The 19,649-nt window shown below is 64.7% G+C and carries 15 protein-coding genes; 5 read left to right on the top strand and 10 right to left on the bottom strand.

Annotation, left to right across the window (positions count from 1 at the left end; translation table 11 throughout):
- Window positions 1–85 precede the first annotated feature (85 nt).
- Together gltX and J7S20_RS02575 are read left to right on the top strand one after the other, a co-directional pair.
- The gene (gene gltX / locus J7S20_RS02580) at window positions 86–1,525 is read left to right on the top strand and encodes a glutamate--tRNA ligase (protein WP_284052667.1); all 1,440 of its coding nucleotides are present in this window, start codon (window positions 86–88) and stop codon (window positions 1,523–1,525) included.
- A gap of 27 nt (window positions 1,526–1,552) precedes the next feature.
- The gene (locus J7S20_RS02575) at window positions 1,553–2,836 is read left to right on the top strand and encodes a citrate synthase (RefSeq protein ID WP_284052666.1); all 1,284 of its coding nucleotides are present in this window, start codon (window positions 1,553–1,555) and stop codon (window positions 2,834–2,836) included.
- A 206-nt stretch (window positions 2,837–3,042) separates the two neighbouring features.
- On the opposite strand, the gene J7S20_RS02570 is transcribed toward J7S20_RS02575, so the two are convergent.
- From J7S20_RS02570 to J7S20_RS02550, 5 genes are read right to left on the bottom strand one after another with little or no spacing between them, the layout of a single operon-like run.
- A complete protein-coding gene (locus J7S20_RS02570) occupies window positions 3,043–4,404 on the bottom strand; it encodes a sensor histidine kinase (protein WP_284052665.1) in 1,362 nt (453 codons plus the stop codon).
- 2 nt (window positions 4,405–4,406) lie between these two features.
- Window positions 4,407–5,513 carry a DUF2336 domain-containing protein gene (locus J7S20_RS02565; RefSeq protein ID WP_284052664.1) on the bottom strand — a complete coding sequence of 369 codons (1,107 nt, stop codon included), beginning with the start codon at window positions 5,511–5,513 and terminating at the stop codon, window positions 4,407–4,409.
- A 36-nt stretch (window positions 5,514–5,549) separates the two neighbouring features.
- Window positions 5,550–6,725, bottom strand: a complete 1,176-nt coding sequence (locus J7S20_RS02560; protein ID WP_284052663.1) for a hypothetical protein — start codon at window positions 6,723–6,725, stop codon at window positions 5,550–5,552.
- Between the two features lie 59 nt (window positions 6,726–6,784).
- Complete coding sequence (locus tag J7S20_RS02555; RefSeq protein ID WP_284052662.1) at window positions 6,785–7,981, bottom strand: exo-beta-N-acetylmuramidase NamZ family protein; 1,197 nt, start codon at window positions 7,979–7,981, stop codon at window positions 6,785–6,787.
- Entirely contained in the window at window positions 7,978–8,538 is a 561-nt protein-coding gene (locus J7S20_RS02550) for a DOMON-like domain-containing protein (RefSeq protein ID WP_284052661.1), read from the bottom strand. Before J7S20_RS02550 ends, J7S20_RS02555 begins: the two co-directional genes overlap by 4 nt.
- A gap of 116 nt (window positions 8,539–8,654) precedes the next feature.
- Between J7S20_RS02550 and tyrS the strand changes: the two genes are divergently transcribed.
- Window positions 8,655–9,884: a tyrosine--tRNA ligase gene (tyrS, locus tag J7S20_RS02545; protein WP_284052660.1), complete on the top strand. Its 1,230-nt coding sequence runs from the start codon at window positions 8,655–8,657 to the stop codon at window positions 9,882–9,884.
- 103 nt (window positions 9,885–9,987) lie between these two features.
- Window positions 9,988–10,308 (top strand): PilZ domain-containing protein, encoded by a 321-nt coding sequence (locus J7S20_RS02540; protein WP_284052659.1) that lies wholly within the window; start codon window positions 9,988–9,990, stop codon window positions 10,306–10,308.
- On the opposite strand, the gene recG is transcribed toward J7S20_RS02540, so the two are convergent.
- The 5 genes from recG to J7S20_RS02515 all read right to left on the bottom strand — a co-directional run bounded on the left by recG (window position 10,305) and on the right by J7S20_RS02515 (window position 17,981).
- The gene (gene recG, locus J7S20_RS02535; RefSeq protein WP_284052658.1) at window positions 10,305–12,368 is read right to left on the bottom strand and encodes an ATP-dependent DNA helicase RecG; all 2,064 of its coding nucleotides are present in this window, start codon (window positions 12,366–12,368) and stop codon (window positions 10,305–10,307) included. The genes J7S20_RS02540 and recG overlap by 4 nt on opposite strands.
- Before the next feature lie 294 nt (window positions 12,369–12,662).
- On the bottom strand, window positions 12,663–13,964 hold the full coding sequence (locus J7S20_RS02530) for a tetratricopeptide repeat protein (protein WP_284052657.1): 1,302 nt from the start codon (window positions 13,962–13,964) through the stop codon (window positions 12,663–12,665).
- A gap of 2 nt (window positions 13,965–13,966) precedes the next feature.
- Window positions 13,967–16,321 carry a glycosyltransferase family 2 protein gene (locus tag J7S20_RS02525; protein ID WP_284053380.1) on the bottom strand — a complete coding sequence of 785 codons (2,355 nt, stop codon included), beginning with the start codon at window positions 16,319–16,321 and terminating at the stop codon, window positions 13,967–13,969.
- Complete coding sequence (locus tag J7S20_RS02520; RefSeq protein ID WP_284052656.1) at window positions 16,318–17,247, bottom strand: ATP-grasp domain-containing protein; 930 nt, start codon at window positions 17,245–17,247, stop codon at window positions 16,318–16,320. Before J7S20_RS02520 ends, J7S20_RS02525 begins: the two co-directional genes overlap by 4 nt.
- Window positions 17,244–17,981, bottom strand: coding sequence for a PIG-L deacetylase family protein (locus tag J7S20_RS02515; RefSeq protein WP_284053379.1), 738 nt, complete (start codon window positions 17,979–17,981; stop codon window positions 17,244–17,246). Before J7S20_RS02515 ends, J7S20_RS02520 begins: the two co-directional genes overlap by 4 nt.
- 453 nt (window positions 17,982–18,434) lie before the next feature.
- Here J7S20_RS02515 and J7S20_RS02510 point away from each other — a divergent pair, with 453 nt between their 5' ends.
- The gene (locus J7S20_RS02510) at window positions 18,435–19,592 is read left to right on the top strand and encodes an isovaleryl-CoA dehydrogenase (RefSeq protein ID WP_284052655.1); all 1,158 of its coding nucleotides are present in this window, start codon (window positions 18,435–18,437) and stop codon (window positions 19,590–19,592) included.
- Window positions 19,593–19,649 lie beyond the last annotated feature (57 nt).

The following is a 19,649-nucleotide window of genomic DNA, read 5'->3' as shown; positions in this document are numbered from 1 at the left end:
CGAATTGAAGCGGCCGAAACCCCGTGCTACGGGCAGGCGCGGCTGAACTGGCCATCTTCGTGAACTAGCTTGGGAGCAAGTGCGCTTGGGCGCAACACCTGATACCGCCACGCCGGCGAACGGCACCGTCGTCACCCGCTTCGCCCCGTCGCCGACGGGGTTTCTGCATATCGGGGGCGCCCGCACGGCATTGTTCAACTGGCTCTTCGCCCGCCATCACGGTGGCAAGTTCCTGCTGCGTATCGAGGATACCGACCGCAAGCGCTCGACCGAGCCGGCGATCGAGGCGATCCTCGACGGAATGCGCTGGCTCGGCCTCGACTGGGATGATGACGCGGTCTTCCAGTTCGCTCGCCAGGAACGCCATGTCGAGGTCGCGCAAGCGCTGCTCGCGTCGGGCAACGCCTATAAATGCTATGCCGCGCCCGAGGAACTTGCCGCCCTTCGCGAGGAACAGCGCGCCGCCGGCAAGCCCATCCGATATGACGGGCGCTGGCGCGACCGCGACCCCGCCGAGGCACCCGAAGGCGCGCCCTTCGTCGTCCGGCTGAAGGCCCCCAGGGAAGGCGCGACGACGATCGATGACCGCGTCCAGGGCAGCGTCACGGTCAACAATGCCGAGATCGACGATTTCGTCCTGCTGCGCGCCGATGGCACGCCAACCTACATGCTCGCGGTCGTGGTCGACGACAACGACATGGGCGTCACCCACGTCATCCGCGGCGACGACCATTTCAACAACGCCTTTCGCCAGCTGCCGATCATCCGCGCGATGGGCTGGTCGGAGCCGGTCTATGCGCATGTTCCGCTGATTCACGGCGCGGACGGCGCCAAGCTTTCGAAGCGGCACGGCGCACTCGGCGTCGATGCCTATCGCGACGAGATGGGGTATCTGCCCGAAGCGGTCTCCAACTATCTGCTGCGCCTCGGCTGGGGGCATGGCGACGAGGAGATCATCAGTCGCGACCGGGCGGTCGAGCTTTTCGACCTTTCGGGCGTCGGCAAATCGCCGTCGCGGTTCGATTTCAAGAAGCTCGAGAACCTGAACGGACATTATATGCGAGAGGCCGACGATGCCCGGCTCGCGGAACTTGCCCGGTCGTTCCTTGGTTTCCAGCCTGACGAGATGCAGATGGCGCTTTTCGAAAAGGCGGTTCCCGTACTCAAGGTTCGCGCCAGCAACCTGATCGAGCTGGCGGGCGGCGCTACCTTCCTTTTCCGCAGCCGCCCGCTCGAATTGGACGAACGGGCAGCGGCTCTGCTAGAGGGCGACGCGCGGGCGATTCTCACCCATGTGCACGCCGCGCTCGAAGCGCTTGGCGGCTGGGACGCGGAAACGCTCGAATCCACGGTACGCGACGTGGCCGAAACGCAGGGCGTGAAGCTGGGAGCGGTGGCGCAACCGCTCCGCGCAGCACTGACCGGGCGCAAGACCTCGCCGGGGATTTTCGACGTGCTCACCTTGTTGGGACGCGAAGAAAGCCTAGCTCGTATCGCAGACCAGATGGCCGGTCCGGCCGCGTAAGATAAGAACAGAGAGAAAGGATCATCGATGAGCGACACCGCCAAGCTGCAGGTTTCCGGGGAAGACAGCGAATATCCCGTCCTGTCGGGCAGCGTCGGTCCGGATGTCGTCGATATCCGCAAGCTGTACGCGCAGACGGGCCGTTTCACCTATGATCCCGGCTTCACGTCGACCGCGAGCTGCGAATCGGGCCTGACCTATATCGACGGCGGCGAAGGCGTCCTTCTGCACCGCGGCTATCCCATCGGCCAGCTCGCCGAACAGTCGAGCTTCATGGAAGTCGCCTATCTGCTCCTCAACAAGGAGCTGCCGTCGAAGGATGAACTCGACAAGTTCATCTGGACGATCACGCGCCACACCATGGTGCACGAACAGCTCGCGACCTTCTTCCGCGGGTTCCGTCGCGACGCGCATCCGATGGCGATCATGTGTGGCGCGGTCGGCGCGATGTCGGCCTTCTACCACGACTCGACCGACATCACCGATCCGCACCAGCGGATGGTGGCGAGCCACCGCCTGATCGCGAAGATGCCGACGCTGGCTGCCATGGCGTATAAATATTCGATCGGTCAGCCGTTCCTCTATCCCGACAACGACCTCAGCTATACCGGCAACTTCCTGCGCATGACCTTCGGCGTGCCGGCGGAGAAATACGAGGTCGATCCGGTGGTCGAAAAGGCGCTCGACCGCATCTTCATCCTGCATGCCGACCATGAACAGAACGCCTCGACCTCGACCGTGCGGCTTGCCGGTTCGTCGGGCGCGAATCCGTTCGCGTGCATCGCGGCGGGCATCGCCTGCCTGTGGGGCCCGGCGCATGGCGGCGCGAACGAGGCCGCGCTCAACATGTTGCGCGAAATCGGCACGCCCGAGCGCATCCCCGAATATATCGCACGCGCCAAGAACAAGGACGATCCGTTCCGCCTGATGGGCTTCGGGCACCGCGTCTACAAGAACTACGATCCGCGCGCGACGGTGATGCAGCAGACCGTGCGCGAAGTGTTCAAGGCGATGAACGTCCAGGATCCCGTGTTCGACGTCGCGCTTCAGCTTGAGGAAATGGCACTCAACGACGATTATTTCGTCGAGAAGAAGCTCTTCCCGAACGTCGATTTCTATTCAGGCGTAATCCTGTCGGCGATCGGTTTCCCGACCTCGATGTTCACTGCGCTGTTCGCGCTCGCGCGTACCGTCGGCTGGGTCGCGCAGTGGAACGAGATGATCTCCGACCCCGCGCAGAAGATCGGCCGTCCGCGCCAGCTCTATACCGGCCCGACGCAGCGCGATTACGTTCCCGTCGACAAGCGCTGACATTGCCGCTCCTGCGCAGCCTCGTCCTGATCGCCGGCCTGCTGGCGATCGCGATGGGGCTGCTCTGGATCGGACAGGGGCTGGGGCTGATCCTGTGGCCGCGATCCAGCTTCAGGCTCGATCGGTCGGTCTGGGCGCTATGGGGTGCGGGGCTTGCGGTTTCGCGCTCGTGGCGCTTTCCAGAAAACTGCGCTGACCGGAAAGACTCAGTCGCGCGCCGGCAGCATCAGAATGAAACGCGCGCCCTCGCCCGGTGCGCTGTCGACGGTAATGTCGCCGCCCATCGCGCGAGCCAACTGGCGCGAGATATAAAGGCCCAACCCGCTGCCCTCCGTCTCGCCGGGGTCGAGCCGCTCGAACTTTCCGAAAATGCGCTCATGGTTTTCCGGCGCGATGCCCTTGCCCTGATCGGCCACGATCACGCACGCCATGTCGCCTTCGCGTTCCAGGCGCAGCCACACCGTTCCGCCCTTCGGCGAGTAGCGCACCGCGTTGCCGATCAGATTGACCAGCACCTGCAGCGCACGGCGAAATTCGCCCGTTGCCGGCATCGTTTCGCGCTCGCTGAGCCGATCGATCCGGACGTCGCCCTGTGACGCGCGCACGCCGAGAAGTCCCGCCGCGCGCCGTGCGATATCGGCCAGGTCGATCGCTTCGGGAGAAATCTCGAAATCCTCGCGCTCGACAAGCTGAAGATCCTCGAGGTCGCTGACAAGGCCGAGCAGATGGCGGCCCGCGCTCGCGATATCCGCGGCGTAGCTGGCGTAATCGTCACGCAGCGGCCCTTCGGTCTGGGCATGGATACTGTCGGCATTGGCGATGATCCGGCTCAGCGGATCGCGCAGCGCCTTGTCGAGGCGGCGTCCGAAATCGACCGGGAATGCCGCACCCTCGCTCGACTGCGCAGCCTTCTTGTCCGCATCCTCGACCAGCTCGGCGGCGCCGACCAGTCCGGAGAACCGACCACTGCCGTCTGTCCGCGTAACGGCCGAGAGGTAAACCGCCCGCCCGTTCGCGCGGATTTCGGCGCGCTGCCCGGCAAATTCCTCGCCCGACGTCACCGCCGCGAGGATCGGGAAGCCATGTTCGGGATCGTCCGAAAGTCGGAACAGATCGGTCAGCGGATGGCCCAGCATCGCTTCGGGCTGGAACCCCTCGGGCTTGCCCGCGCCCGCGGTCAGCCGCGTGATATGAAGCGAGGCATCCGTTTCCCAATGCCAGTCGCCCGCCATCGCGGCGAAATCGGCATCGCGCGTGGCCGCCGCGACCGACGACCAGTCGCGAATTTCCGTCCATCCGCCAAGTTCCAGCGTTACCCCGCCATCGGCGGGCTCCACACTGGCCCATAGCTCGAGCTCCGCTTCGTCCTCGCCAACGACGACCTGCCGCGACAGCGCGATGCCAAGGCGCATCGCCAGCCGAACCAGTCGGGCGAGTTCGGGTACAGCAAGCGGTTCGCCGATAGCGCCCCCTGCCCGACGGTTGAGTTCCTCCAGCCGCTGATCCGCCTCGGTCAGCTTGCCTTCCGAATCGATCCTGCCGACAACGGGCGGCATACGGTCGAGCATGTTCACCATCCCACCCATTTCGGCGCGAGCGCGCGCAGGGCGTGGCGATATTCCGAATCGAGCGTCAGATGCGCAAGTGCCGCGCGCGCATCGTCGGGTGCAATCTCCATCAACGTGTCGAGCGTGTCGGCCAGTGCTTCTATGTCGTGGCGCGATCCGGCTTCGGACAGCAGGAAGGCAGCGCGCGCGATCATGTCACGAGGCAGGTCGGCAGCACGCATCGCAACCCAAAGGCCATTGCCCATATCGTCGAAGATCAGGTCACGGATCGCGGAAAATTCGACGCGCAAGGCCCAGGCGAGCAGTGCAGTGAACAGCGAAATGCGCCGGTCCGCCAGCGACTGGTCGATCATCTCGACCAGCGATTCGCCAGCTGCTTCAAGCGTCGCGGCCAGCCGCATCGCCGCTTCCTCGGCGTCGATGTCTTCCGAATGATTGTCGATCGACCGGCGCGCGCCGTCGCACAGCGCAAGGTCGAGCGCGTCGGCTTCCATCTTCCCCGACGAACGAATCGCCAGCCGAATTGCCGCCGCGACGCGCCAGACTAGCGGACCACGGATCGGTTCGGGCAGGATAACCGGCCCCGATCCGTCGCCGTTGTCGGCATCGGCCTCTGCCTTGAGCAGCGCCATAGCGGCGGGCGTGACCATCATATGGTCGCGTTCGGCCAGTCGCGCGAGCAGGCTCGGCTGGTCATGATGTTCGGGGGCCTGTGGCGGGATCGCGCTACCCAGCAAGCGCAGCCGCGTGACGGCAACGACTTCGGCGGCGACGCGGCGGTTCGATTCGGAATCTTCCGAAATCACGCGATCGGCCACCGTCGGCAGCGTTTCGACGCGTTCGGCAAGCGTCTCTTCTCCGATCGACAACAATTGCGGCACCGCGACCGCCCGTATCTCTTCTTCCACGGCGACGACGGTGGCGCGCAGCGCCATGCCGACCGCCCAGCGACGGCGATCGTCGAGCCAGGCCGAATCGCCGCGCAATACGGTGCGAAGCGCAGCCATCTCGCGACCGCGCGCACGCGCCGTCAGCGCCGCAACGGAGGCAAGCAGACGATTCGCGCCCTTGGCGGCGCCACCATGCATATCGACATCACGGCCGGACATAAGGCTGTTCATAGCGGGAATGTCGTTAAGACCGCACTAAGCCTTTTCGCGAACCTGCTCGACCGATGACGCCATCGTCAGCAGCGCATAGGCAGCAGTCACCCCCAGCCCGATCGTCGTCAGCCCACCGACGGCAAACGGTGTTACCAGCAGCAGATAGGCCGTAGCGCTGCCGTACCATACGCGCTTGCGACCCGGCATCCGGTCGACCATCGTTCCGACCGCGACCGTCACCGCCGCCAGAACCGCCGCAGTGGCGGTGAAGCTGCGCAAACTCTCGTCCGCACCTGCCGCCAGCACGGCGATGCCGCACAGGATGATCGTCGCACCTTCCTGCCACCGCGCCGGTCGGTCGTCCCCGCGCAGCCAGCTCAGCAGCGACCCGGTCGAAAGACTCATGACCGCGAGCAGCGCAACGCACAGCGCGATCGCCGGAAAGCGAAATCCGAACAACGTCAGCGATGCGACCGAAAGCAATGCTCCGGCGCCGATCACCGCCCAGTCGGGCACGCTGCGCCGCACGAGCCACGGCAGCGCCAGCCGCGTGATCGGGGTGAAGATATAGCGGTCGGCCCACCCGGTCCGCTGGTTGGCGAGTGCGGCAAGAACCGCGTTGCTCCGGCTGGCCAGCGCATCACGATCGCGCTCGACGCCATGCCCCGCGCGTTTTGCCGAACTGGGCAGCAGGACCTGGCGCGCACCCTCCTGAACGCAAACGCGCAGCAAGCTCGACTGGAAATCATATTCGCGGGGAAGTGCGGCGATATCCCCCAGTCGCGCCGCCGAAATCAGCGCGACGCCTGCCCAGCAATGGTTCGAATCGACGCGTTCGACGGAAGCGGGCGTCTGTTCGTCGACGGTCACGAGCAGCGCGTCGGGCGCTTCGCCGGCCATCTGGTGAACGACGCCGTCGGTCGTGACCAGACCGTCGGCGAGGATGATGAGGTTGGCGAGCGGATGCGCCTTCGCCGCAGCTTCTTCGGCCGAGCGCACGACATCGACCGCGATATCGCGCTTGCCGATCCGGCTGACCGCACCCAGCAGTGCCGGCGTGACGCGCCCCACGGCGACGAGGATATGCCCCACGCCCGCCGCGATCAGCAGCCGCGCCTGGTATTCGAGCAGCGTCATGCCGCCAAATGGCAGCGTCGCCGCCAGCGTATCCGCCGCGTCGTCCGATTCCTCGGTCGCGAAAATGAGCCCCGCAAGCATAACCGGCTGTTAAGCGAGCCTTTCGCCGCGCACAATCGCTGTATCGAGAAAGCCGGCGATCAGTATCGCAGATGGGACCGGCGGATGTCTTCCCATGCCCGTTCGTCGGGCGCGGTCAGCGCGTCGAGATCGCCGGGTGTTGCGGCACCATCATCGACCCATTCGCGCAAGGCCGGTCCGCCGTTGATGACATCGATGGGAAGCTTTCCGAACGCATATTCATAGGGGAAATCGCGCCACAGCTCGTAATCGGGATAAAGCCTGCGGATCGCCTTGAACGCCAGCGACTGCAGCCGCCACGGCCGGAATGCGGCATGGTCATACCCCGGCCCCTCGGCATGGATATGGACGCCGCTGCACAACATCCCGACATGCTTGTGAAAGGTCGGTTCGAACCAGCAGTCGCGCAGCGTGCACCCCTTCAGCCAATCGGGCGCCATGCCGCGCATCTCCGCCATCACCGCGCGCGCATCGATATCGGGCGCGCCGAACAGCTCCAGCGGGCGCGTCGTCCCGCGCCCTTCGGACAGCGTCGTGCCTTCGAGCATCACCGTGCCCGCATAGTCGCGCGCCATCGACACATTGGGCGCATTGGGGCTGGGATTGACCCACACCCGCTGGGGCGGCCAGCCGAATCCGGGCGCGGCCTCGGGCTTCCACCCTTCCATCTCGACGATCCGGTACGCGACATCGAGGTCGAAATGGTCGACGAACCACAGCCCCATCTCGCCGAGCGTCAACCCGTGCCGCATCGGCATGGGCCCGGCGCCGACAAAACTCTCCCAGCCAGGACGAAGCGTCAGCCCCTCGACCGGGCGCCCCGCGGGATTCGGTCGGTCGAGAACCCACACTTCCTTGCCATGCTCGGCGGCGGCTTCGAGCATGTAGAGCAGCGTCGTGATGAAGGTGTAGATGCGGCAGCCAAGGTCCTGCAGATCGATCAGCAGCACATCGAAGGTCTGCATCGACTGGCCTGTGGGGCGCCGAACCTCGCCATATAACGAGAATACGGGAACGTGGTGGACGGGATCGTCGAAATCGGGCGATTCAACCATATTGTCCTGCTTGTCGCCGCGCAGTCCGTGCTGCGGCCCGAACGCCGCGGTCACGTCCACCCCCGCCGCGATCAGCGCGTCGAGCGTGTGCGTCAGGTCCTCGGTCACCGATGCAGGATGGGCGAGCAATCCGACGCGCCGCCCTTCGAGCGGCTTTCGCAGATCAGGGTCGGCGAGCAGGCGGTCGATTCCGAATTTCATGTCCGCTTCGCTGCCGGGACTTTCAGCGCGAAGCAAGCGCGATCGTGAAAATCGGGCTTCGCTTGAGAATGCGCGAGCGCCCAATAGGATTTGCTGCCGTTCTTTCCCTCGATCACCGCCGACAGGCCGACATCCAGCGAAACCTCGCGATAGGCGGGGGGTAGCTCCACAAGAAGATGCATCTCCGCCCGGTCGCGCAGCCGCCGCCACTTGCCCGCGATCATCGCCAGATCATCGGCCGTGGTCATCCCCTCGCGATACGCATCGAAGCGGTATCCGGCCCATTGCCCGGAGGTCGCCGCGTTGACTTCATGGTAGTCGCAACCGTTTTCGCGCGCGACGAACATCTCGAAACAGCTATGTCGCCACAGTTCGTCCGCGCGCTGCCAGAGGCCCTCGCCACGCTCCCGCTCACCCGGCCACGCGATCGCGCCGATATTGCCCCTCGCGCGAAAGCTGATGCCAAGGCAGGCGCCACGCCGCGGCGCGACGGTGACGGTTATGCCGCCCAGCGCCTCGCAGGGCGTTTGGGGATGAGGGATCAACTTTGCCTGCACGCTCGCTCCGACCCGATTTACGGATGCGGTAGATGGAAGGACAATGCTTCTGCAAGTCCGTGGCAAATACCCAACAGGGTTGCCTGTCCTTGCCGACATGCTAACCGCAATCCATCATGACCGAATATCGATCAGACCTGCTGAACCTGCTCTCAGAGCGCGGCTATATCCACCAGATGACGGACGCGGAGGGGCTCGATGCCCTTGCTGCCAAGCAGGTCGTGCCCGGTTATATCGGTTTCGACGCGACGGCATCGTCGCTGCATGTCGGCAGCCTCGTTCAGATCATGATGCTGCGCCGGCTTCAGCAGGCCGGTCACAAGCCGATCGTCGTAATGGGCGGCGGCACGACGAAGGTTGGCGATCCTTCGGGCAAGGACGAGAGCCGTCAGCTTCTCGACGACGCTGCGATCGCCGCCAATATCGCGTCTATCCGCAAGGTTTTCGAACAGTTCCTGACCTTTGGCGACGGTCCCACCGACGCGGTGATGGTGGACAATGCCGAATGGCTCGACGCGCTCGATTACATCCCGTTCCTGCGCGATGTCGGGCGGCATTTCACGATCAACCGTATGCTCAGTTTCGATTCGGTGAAGCTGCGGCTCGACCGTGAACAACCGCTCACCTTCCTCGAATTCAACTATATGATCCTGCAGGCCTACGACTTTCTCGAACTGTCGCGCCGGGCCGGGTGCCGCCTGCAAATGGGCGGATCGGACCAGTGGGGCAATATCGTCAACGGCATCGAACTGACGCGCCGGATCGAGGGTACCGAGCTGTTCGGCCTCACCACGCCGCTGATGACGACCGCCGACGGTGCGAAAATGGGCAAGACCGCGGCCGGTGCCGTGTGGCTCAACGAGGATCGGCTGTCGGCCTATGATTACTGGCAATATTGGCGCAACGCGGACGACCGCGATGTGGGCCGCTTCCTCCGCCTGTTCACCGATATGCCGCTCGACGAGATCGCCCGCCTCGAAGCGCTCGAGGGTGCGGAGATCAACGAGGCAAAGAAGGTGCTTGCCGATGCGGCCACCACCATGTGCCGGGGCGCGGATGCCGCACGCGAAGCCGCGGAAACCGCGCGCAAGACCTTCGAGGAGGGCGTAGGTGGCGAGGCGCTGCCCAGCATGGCGGTCTCGGGCGAAATCGGCATCGTCGATGCACTTGTCGGACTAAATCTCTGTGCATCGAAGGGGGAGGCACGCCGCCTCATCAAGGGTGGCGGCGCGCGCGTCGATGGCGAAAAGATTGCCGATGAAGCGCAGATCATTGTGGTTTCCGGCTCCGATGTTCGCATTTCGGCCGGCAAGAAAAAGCACGGTTTGCTGACGCCGGGCGCCTGAACGCTTTGGTATGATAAATTCCTGTTAAACCTGTTCCTTGCAGACTGATTCACGGGTGGCCCGATAGGGTCGAGTTCAAGCCGGGTGGATTAGGGGTGCGTTTATGAGCTGGACGGTTGGCAATCTCGCGGTGCGCGATCAGCGATCGGTCGACCGTGACGAGGTTCATTACCGCGCCAGGGCGTTCGGCCCCGATGCTAAGGCGCTCACGCTGCTCGTCGTCAATATCTCCCCGCACGGCCTGATGGCGCGCGCCGAAACCACATACCGCGAAGGCGAAAAATTGCGCGTCAGTCTTCCCGTGGCGGGCACGGTGGATGCCGAAATCCGCTGGTCGCTGGGCGGGCGGATCGGTTGCCAGTTCGATCCGCCGATTGACCGCGCCAGCTATTACGAACTGCTCGCCGCGATGGTCAGCGCCTAACCCGAACGCAGCAGCCCGACCGCCGCGTCGCGTTCGAACAGATAGAGCGCGATTCGCGCAGCCGCACCGCGCTCCCCCTTCAAACCACCGTCACGCTCGATCAGCAGACGCGCGTCCTGGTTCGCCGCTGGCAACAGCGCCGACATGCTGTCGGGCGTGGCCAGCCGGAACTCCATCTCGCCCGATTGCCGCGTGCCGAGCAGTTCGCCTGCGCCGCGCAGCCGTAAATCCTCCTCGGCAATCCGGAAGCCGTCATTCGTCTCGCGCATCAGCGCTAGCCGCGCTCGCGATGTCTCGCTCAGCGCGTTGCCGCGCAGCAGCAGGCAGATCGACTTGCCCGAACCGCGTCCCACGCGCCCGCGCAACTGGTGGAGCTGCGCCAGCCCGAACCGGTCGGCATGTTCGATGACGATCAGCGTGGCATTGGGAACATCGACACCGACCTCGATCACCGTGGTCGCGACGAGCACGCCCAGCTTGCCGCTCGCGAACTGCTCCATCACCGCATCCTTGGCCGGCCCCTTCATCCGGCCGTGAACCAGCCCGACCCGATCGCCGAACCGCTTGGCGAGCACCGCCGCGCGGTCCTCCGCGGCGGCAAGATCGCTCTTGGCGCTTTCCTCAACCAGCGGACACACCCAATAGGCCTGCCCCCCACCCGACAGGTGGCGCGCAAGGCCATCGACCACCTCGTCCATCCGCTCTTCGGACACGACGCGCGTCTCGATCGGCTGGCGGCCCGGCGGCATCTCGTCGAGCCGGCTGACATCCATCTCGCCATATTGCGCGAGCGTCAGCGTGCGCGGGATCGGCGTCGCGGTCATCACCAGCAGGTGCGGCGGACGTTCGGCCTTGGCCTGCAGCATCATCCGCTGCGCGACACCGAAGCGGTGCTGTTCGTCGACCACGACCAGCCCCAAATCCTTGTAGTTCACGCCTTCCTGAAAGATCGCGTGCGTGCCGATCAGAATATCGATCGAGCCGTCGGCCAGCCCCATCAGCACGCCTTCGCGCACCCGCCCCTTGTCGCGGCCCGTCAGGATGGCGAGGTTGACCCCGATCCCGGCCAGCATCCGGCTGAGCGTCTCGTAATGCTGGCGCGCGAGGATCTCGGTCGGCGCGAGCAGCGCCCCTTGCGCCCCCGCTTCCGCCGCCATCAGCAGCGCCATCGCCGCGACCAGCGTCTTGCCCGACCCGACATCACCTTGCAGCAGCCGCAGCATCGGCCGCTGCTGCGCCAGGTCTCCCTCGATCTCGGCAATCGTCCGCGCCTGCGCCCCTGTCGGCGCATAGGGCAGATCGAGCCGGTCGCGAAGTCGCCCGTCGCCTGTCAGCGGCCGCCCCCGCTTGCTCCGCGCCTCGCCGCGTACGAGCAGCAGCGCGAGCTGATTGGCGAAAATCTCGTCATAGGCGAGCCGCTCGCGCGCCTTCGCGTCCGATGGGTCGGCGTGAATTTTTTTCAGCGCGTCGAGCCAGTCGGGCCAGCCATGCTGCGCCTTGACGCTCGGCTCGATCCATTCGGGCAGGTCGGGTGCGCGCCCGATCGCCTGTTCGGCAAGCGCCGCGATCCGCCGCGACGTGATCCCTTCCGAAAGCGGATAGATCGCCTCGCGCTCGGGATGCTCCTCGGCCTCGTCCAGCGGCACGACATAGTCGGGATGCACGATCTGCAGTTCCTGCCCGTACATCTCCAGCTTACCCGAAACGCGCCGCTGCTCGCCCAGCGGAAGCAGCTTCCGTACCCATCCCGAATTGCCGCCGAAATAGACGAGGCTGACATAATTGCCCTTCGCGTCGGTCGCATGGACGCGCATCGGCCCGCGACGCGTCGCCCCGGCCTTGTAATCGGTCGCGGTCAGCGTGATCGCGATCACCCGCCCGGCATCGGCCATGTCGAGTTCGTCGCGCGGAAAGCGGTCGATCCATCCCGTCGGCAGGTGAAAGGCGATATCCACCGCCCGTTCCAGCCCCAGCCGTTCGAGCGGCCTGGCAAGCGCCGGCCCGACACCTTTCAGCGCAGTCGTCTCGGCAAAAAGCGGGTTGAGGATTTCGGGGCGCATGCGACGGGATTAGGGCAGCAAGCTTCGATGCGAAAGCCGGGCTTCGCCACTATCCTCCGACAGCAACCAAAAAAATGATAATAGCTGCCAGCATCCCACCGAAAAGGAGAATCAGCGTGCCGAGCCAAATGGCCCAGGCCTTCCACGAACGTCTGTCCTCCGGACCGTCTTCCCAGGGGGAAAGCGCAACCGACAACAGGAATTCAACGAGCAGCGACATTTCAATACCATAGCCTGCCCTCACCCAAGTACAACGCGTCATAAACGAAACACGCCTCCCAAGGCCATGCGCGTTCAGAAGCGGTAGATCAGCGAGGCCAGCGGGTAGATGCCCGATCGTTTCCCGCGCTCGACATATTTCACGCCCGCCTCCGCCCAGACATGGCCGCCGGGCGAATAGCGCATGCCCAGATAATGCGCGGTCTGGTCCTCGCTGTCCTTATAGTCGTCGGCACGGAACCGGTAGAGCGACGACCAGCGGCCGTTCCAGCTATAGCTGACCTGGGCAAGCGCGGTTCCCTTGATCGTGTTGTCGAGGTCGGGATTGGTGATGTAGTTCGCGGCCAGTTGCAGCCGCGGCGTGACGCGGTATTCGGCGCCGGCCCGGACCAATACCGTCGTGCGCTGGTCCGACGCGCTGGTCGCCCCGTCGTTCAGGTCGCGCAACAGGCCGCTACCGATGGTGGTCGAAAATCTCGGCGACCATTGCGAACGCAATTCCACCTCGAACTTGTGCGCGCTGAAGGTCTGCCTGCTCGTTTTCAGCCGCGTCGCGCGCAGCGAATAGCGCGCGGTTACAACCTGATCGGGCGTGACCGGCACCGCATAGCGAATACGGAATTCCTGGAACCGGTCGATCGCAGCGAAATCGGTGACGGGATTGTCATAGCTATATCGCGATAACCGCGCATCGACCTGAATATAGTGCTGAAACCCGAAATAATGCTGATATCCTGCCCGCCAGTCGCGCCGTACATAGATGTCCGGACGTTCCTCGCGTTGCCACTCGCCGGTCACTTCGTCGCCATTGGCAAGCGGAAGTCCCATCCCCGCCGACAGCGTTTCGAACGACAGGTCGCGTTCGTAAAATAGCGCTACTCGCGGCATGGTATCTCGCAGAAAGGTCCGCCTTTCGGAAAGGACCTCGGGGTCGTCGGGCCACCGCGCGACCGCCTGGTCATAGGCTGAACGCGCCGCACCGAAGTTGCGGTCGTAACGATAGGTGAGCGCAATCCCCAGTTCGGCATCGGGGTTGTCCGGTGCGATCGCAGCCGCATGGCGATAGGCGTCGCGCGACTCGGCAAGCCTTCCCTTCCAGCGCAACACCCTGCCGAGACCACGCCATGCCTCGGCATTGTCAGGGTTTTCCGCGATCGCCGCGCGATATTCGGCAATTGCCGCATCCCACCGGAAATCGCGGATCTGGCGCTCGGTTTCCTCCGACAGCGTCGTTCCGTCGCGCGGCGCTTCCCCCGCATTGGTCTGCGCCGTGGCGCCCGGTACAGCGGCCAGCATCGCACCCAGCGCCAATGCGGGCAGCAACGTCGCCAGCACCGCGCGAAAGCGACCGCCCCCGCAAGAGATTGCCCCCCGCATCGTCATCCTCCCTTGAGCCGCGCCAGCGTTTCCCAATGCTTGCGCGACAGGCGCCGCCCCGGCGTGATCCACAGATTTCGCGCCCCGCCACGCACCGCCGCGGAAATACTGTCCCCCATCGCGTCGGCGGGGACGCTGTGATGATGGCGATCCCACAGCCCGATCGAATGCCAGTATCGGTCGGGCCCCAATTCTCGGGAAAGATAGCGCGCCAGCTTGCCGCTCGAATCGGGTTCGAGGCCATTCAACGCGAAATAGTCCCATACGACGAGTTGATCGACGCGCGGCAGAATCAGGTCGTAATTCTGCCCGTTCTCCCGGCTGTTGCGCGAGAAATTCCCCCGGCTCACCTTTACGTCGGCGATCAGGCGCTTGTCGTGGAGCCGGGCCGCAGAGGACAACCGCCCCAGGATCGTCGCGACCTGCTTCGAACGCCATTCGGTGAGGTGCCGGTCCAGATGATTGATGCGGCCGTCGCTGCGCCGCGGCCATCCCCGCTTGCCGGTCGCGCGCCTGAAAGCGGCAAGACAGCGGTCGTCGAAACAATAGCGGTCGTAATAAAGCTCGGTGATGCAAATCTCGTCCACCGCGCTCCCCGCCGCGAGTGCCGAGCACGCATCGACGAGAAGCGCGCCGAACTCGCCCTCCGCCAGACAGGTCGAACAGACGATATCCTCGCTTCGGTTGCCATGCTCGTCGGCCGCGCGGCAATTCGGATTCTGCGTCAGGTAGAGCGGCGCGAACACGTCGAGCACGGCGGAGACCCGGTGTCCCTTTTCACGGAGCGCCGTAACCGCGGTTTCCAGCATATCGTCGGCGGTGTCGGTTTGCGGCTCGCTCCACCACCGCACATGTCCCGGCCAGCGAAAGAACGTCCAGTCGGCCCTTCCCGCCGAAACCGCGATCCGTTCTGCAATCCCCAGTTCGGGCACGGCGAGCACATCGTGCAGGGCGGCGCGCCAGCTCGGCCAGTCGGGAAAGTGGATCGCCACGGCGAGCTTGAATTCGGGCAAGGGTTCGTGGATGCGCAAAGCAGCGCCGCCGGGTATCCCGCGGATCAGCCCGCCGCCCGCGCCCAATGCCACCAACCCCGCAATCCCGGCCGTAAGCTCGCGGCGACCGATCGCATGGACGGGAATGCGCGCGACCTGCTGGGCGCCGCGGCGATCGAGCTTGTTCCACAGCTCCGGCCGTGCGCGGAGCTCCGCCCAGATCGAATAGAGCACGACCGCGTTGTAGAACACGCTCATCGGGACGAGCATGACGATATAGGGCAGATAAACGATGTCGCGCGGACGATCGTCGAGAGCGACTGCGATCGTGGCGATCAGCAACGTCGTCAGCAGGCCGAAATATCCGATAATGGCGGTGACGGTCAGCGACAGCGCGCCCGTTCCGACGATCCAGGGTAACAGCGCCAGCAGACTGATCTGAAGCACCGGAATCGCCACCATGCTCACCGTCAGCAGCGCGAGATACGGCCCGAACAGACCAAAGCGGAGGCGCCCGAGCATCGCCCGGTGATCGCGCACGACCTTGATATAGCTGCGCATCCAGCGCACGCGCTGCTTCCAGAGGCCGCTCAGGCTGTGCGGGCATTCGGAAAGCACCTTGGCGCGCGCGCCATAGACGATGCGAACGCGTTCGCGCTGCAATCGCAGCGTCAGTTCGAGATCTTCTCCCCAGACTTCCCGGAAACCGCCGATCGAACGGAGAATATCGGTGCGCACGAACCCCAGATTGCCGGGGATGATCGGCAGGATTCGCGCAACCGAAAGCGCGCGGCGGACATAGCCGGTACCGACATGCGAGGTGACGACGAGCATCTTCTGAAGCCAGCCCTGCGGAGCCAGCGGCGTATCGTTGCCACCGACCGCTCCCACCGCCGGATCGGCGAGATATGCCACACCTCTCGCAATCGTGGTCGGCGTGAAGATCGTGTCGGCGTCGGTGAACAGGATCACCTCGCCGGTCGCGACGGCGATGCCTGCGTTCAACGCGGACGCCTTACCGCCATTTTCCTTCGCCAGATAGCGGATCGCACCGCGATCGATCAGGTCGCGCAGCATGTCCTCGCTATGGTCGGTCGATCCGTCATTGACGACGATGACCTCGAAATCGGGATAGCGCGAATGGAGTATCGAGCGCACTCCCGCAACGATGGTCCGCGCTTCGTTATAGGCGGGTACGATCACCGACACGCGCGGCGGGACCATCATGCTTGCGCGGCGAAGCGCGCCGCGTTCCCATATCAGATAGGCGAGGACGAGCGGCACCATGACGAACGGGAGCAGCCCGAAGACCAGAATTACCGGCCCCGCCCAGCCGATATATGTCGCAAAGGCCGTGCCGATCATCCCGGCCACCCGCCCTGTTGCAGCGCGATCATTTCGGCAATCAGCTCCGGCGCGTCGAGTAGCCTGGCGCCGACCCGCGGATTGATCTCCAGAATATAGGGCTTACCCTCGCGGTCCCGCCTTATGTCGACATCGAGCGGCCCCTTCAGCGCTAGTGCCGAAGCGGCGGACACCGCCAGGCGCGCTACATCGGGTGCGGTTACACGCCGGACCGACAGCGCATTGCCCGTCAACCCTTCACGCAGCGCGAGCTTTTCGAGCACGGCAACCGCCAGCGGCATTTCCCCCTCGGCGCGGCCGGGCAACAGCGCGACGATATATTCCGCGCCGGGCAGAAATTGCTGCCACAAGGTCGCATCGCCGGGTGCCGCTTCGGGCAGGCGGTCGTACACCGTCACGCCACGACCGCCCCTGCCGATCCGCGGCTTACCGAGCAGCGGAAGCCCAAGCTCCGCGACCTCGGGGCAATCGGGCGCGCCTATCGCGCTCGCGGGCACGGCGATCCCTGCTGCGCGCAGCCGTTCGACCGTATGCCATTTGTCGGCACAGATCGCCGCGCCCGCGGGTTCCGGAACGAACACCGCGACACCCGACCGCCGCAGATCGTCGGCAAGCATCGCCACGCTCGCTATCTCTTCGGCGACAGTCGGCACCAGCCAGTCCACCGCATGATTCGACAACATGGCGCCAAGCTGCGCGGCATAGTTGGGATCGCTTACCGGCAGCGCGGTTTCGAACTCGCCGAACGGGAACGGCACGCGCCGCATGTCGCACCCGATCACCGAATAGCCCGCACGTGCGAGCGCCGCGGACGCAGCCCGCCCCGCCGGTCCCCCGACCCCGGTCACCAGCACGCGGCGACCGCACGGAACCGCAGCCGGTTCGGGCACTGCGGGCGCACAGGCGATCTGACGCAGCGCGGTCACAGCGCTTCCGACTGCACACGAATGGCGAAAAAGCCCTCGGCAAAACGCAACTGCGCCTGGTTCCCGCGCACCCGGGCGATGCTCCGGATCAGATCGGGTGAAAAATAGGGCTTGTCGCTCTGGCTGAAATGGCAGCCGAGCGCGGCCAGCTTCTGTTCGATATAGGGCGAGGCGTCGATAAAGACATTGGGACGAAACTCAGCCGGCGTATTGGGATTTTCGTAACAAAGCAGCGTCGGCACATGACGGCACGCCTCGTTGCTCGCCTCGAAGACCTGGCGATGGTCCATATGCCGGTCGAGCGGCGTGTGCGTCAGGACGATGTCGGGTTTCAGCCGTTGCACCTCGGCCTCGATCGTCTGCCGCACCGCATGGTTGTGCGCCGACAGCTGCCCGTCGGGAAACTTATGGAATTCCACCGAGTCGAGCTTGATGATCGCCGCGGCGTCGCGCGCCTCGTTCTGGCGCTGTCCGCCGCGCGCGCGTTCGGCGCCGCGGCCCGTCTCGCCGCGCGTCATAACGACCGCGCGCGTAGAGTATCCCGCCGCCTTGTAGCGCGAAAGCGTCGCTGCGCAGCCAAATTCGATATCGTCCGGGTGCGCCCCGATCGCCAGCACTTTCCTGACGGGCCGGACTTCGGTCACCGGTTCGACCACGATGGGCGCCTGCGGCACCGTCGCGACAGCCGTGCGGCGGGTGGCGCGGTGGCCCAGGACCAGCCAGGAAACGATCATGCCCAGCGTCAGGCTGGCACCGGATCCGGCAGCGGCGGCGCGAAGCCATGACGCATGACCGGGGGAAAGGTGCAAGGGCGAGCTGTGGCGAGCCTCGCCGCGAGCGGCGTTTCTCATATCCACATCGCGATCCGCCAATGGTCGACCGATCAGCAGGGCGTCCTGATCGACATCACGCATGCGCGCCAGCAAAGCGGGAAATTCCATAGCTCCCCCTTCCGAAACCGTGCCGTTCGGACCGCTCAACGGTATCGAATGCTTATACTTTCTGTTGGAGCGCGATGAGTTGCGAAAAGACACAAACCGGGAAGATGTCGCGCGACCCTCGTCGGAAACGAGATCGCCCGACAGGCGCCCGGTTGCTCGCTGCGCGCAGGCTTCCCGGAGCCGGAACATTACGGTAGGGCCGCTGCTTGAACGGATATGGCCGAAAGCGGCCGCTAGGGAGAGACGATGCAACCAACGATGGATTTCGCGCTCGGCGAAACCGCCGACATGATCCGCGAGACGACCGAGCGTTTCGCAACCGACAAGATCGCGCCGATCGCGGCGGAGGTCGATGAAACCAACCGCTTCCCCCGCGACCTGTGGCCGCAAATGGGAGAGCTGGGTCTGCACGGCATCACCGTGGAGGAAGAATTTGGAGGTCTGGGCCTCGGCTATCTCGAACATTGCGTCGCGATGGAGGAAGTCTCGCGCGCATCGGCCTCGATCGGGCTGTCCTATGGCGCGCACTCCAATCTGTGCGTCAACCAGATCCGCCGCTGGGGCAACGAGGAGCAGAAGAAGCGTTATCTGCCCCGACTGATCTCCGGCGAGCATGTCGGCAGCCTCGCCATGTCCGAAGCTGGTTCGGGCTCCGACGTCGTGTCGATGAAGCTGAAGGCGGAGGCAAAGGGCAACGACCGCTATGTCCTCAACGGTACCAAGTTCTGGATTACCAATGCGCCCGAAGCGAACACGCTCGTCGTCTATGCCAAGACCGAGCCCGAGGCCGGACCAAAGGGCATCACCGCATTTCTGATCGAGCGCGATTTCGCCGGTTTCTCGGTATCGAAAAAGCTCGACAAGATGGGGATGCGCGGTTCGGATACCGCAGAACTCGTCTTCGACGATTGCGAGGTTCCGGCCGAGAATGTGCTCGGCGAGGTCAACAAGGGCGTTCAGGTGCTGATGAGCGGCCTCGACTATGAACGTGCGGTTCTCGCCGCCGGGCCGCTCGGCATCATGCAGGCCTGTCTCGACACCGTCCTGCCCTATGTCCGCGAGCGCAAGCAGTTCGGCACGCCGATCGGCAGCTTTCAGCTCATTCAGGCAAAGGTCGCCGACATGTATGTCGCGCTCAATTCGGCGCGCGCTTATGTCTATTCGGTCGCGCGAGCCTGCGATGCGGGAAAAACGACGCGCTTCGATGCGGCGGGCGCGATCCTGCTGGCGTCGGAAAATGCTGTCAAATCAGCGCTGGAGGCGATCCAGGCGCTCGGCGGCGCCGGCTATACGAAGGAATGGCCGGTCGAACGGCTATTGCGCGATGCCAAGCTCTATGACATCGGCGCCGGAACCAACGAAATCCGCCGTTTCCTGATCGGGCGGGAACTTATCGGCGCGTAATCGCATGTTAGAGCGAGTTTGCTGAACTTGCTTCAGCATCCATGCGCGGTCGGGTGC

Source organism: Stakelama marina (assembly GCF_018122655.1).
In the GTDB taxonomy this organism is placed as follows: domain Bacteria; phylum Pseudomonadota; class Alphaproteobacteria; order Sphingomonadales; family Sphingomonadaceae; genus Sphingomonas; species Sphingomonas marina.
This window is presented reverse-complemented; position numbering and strand designations above follow the sequence as displayed.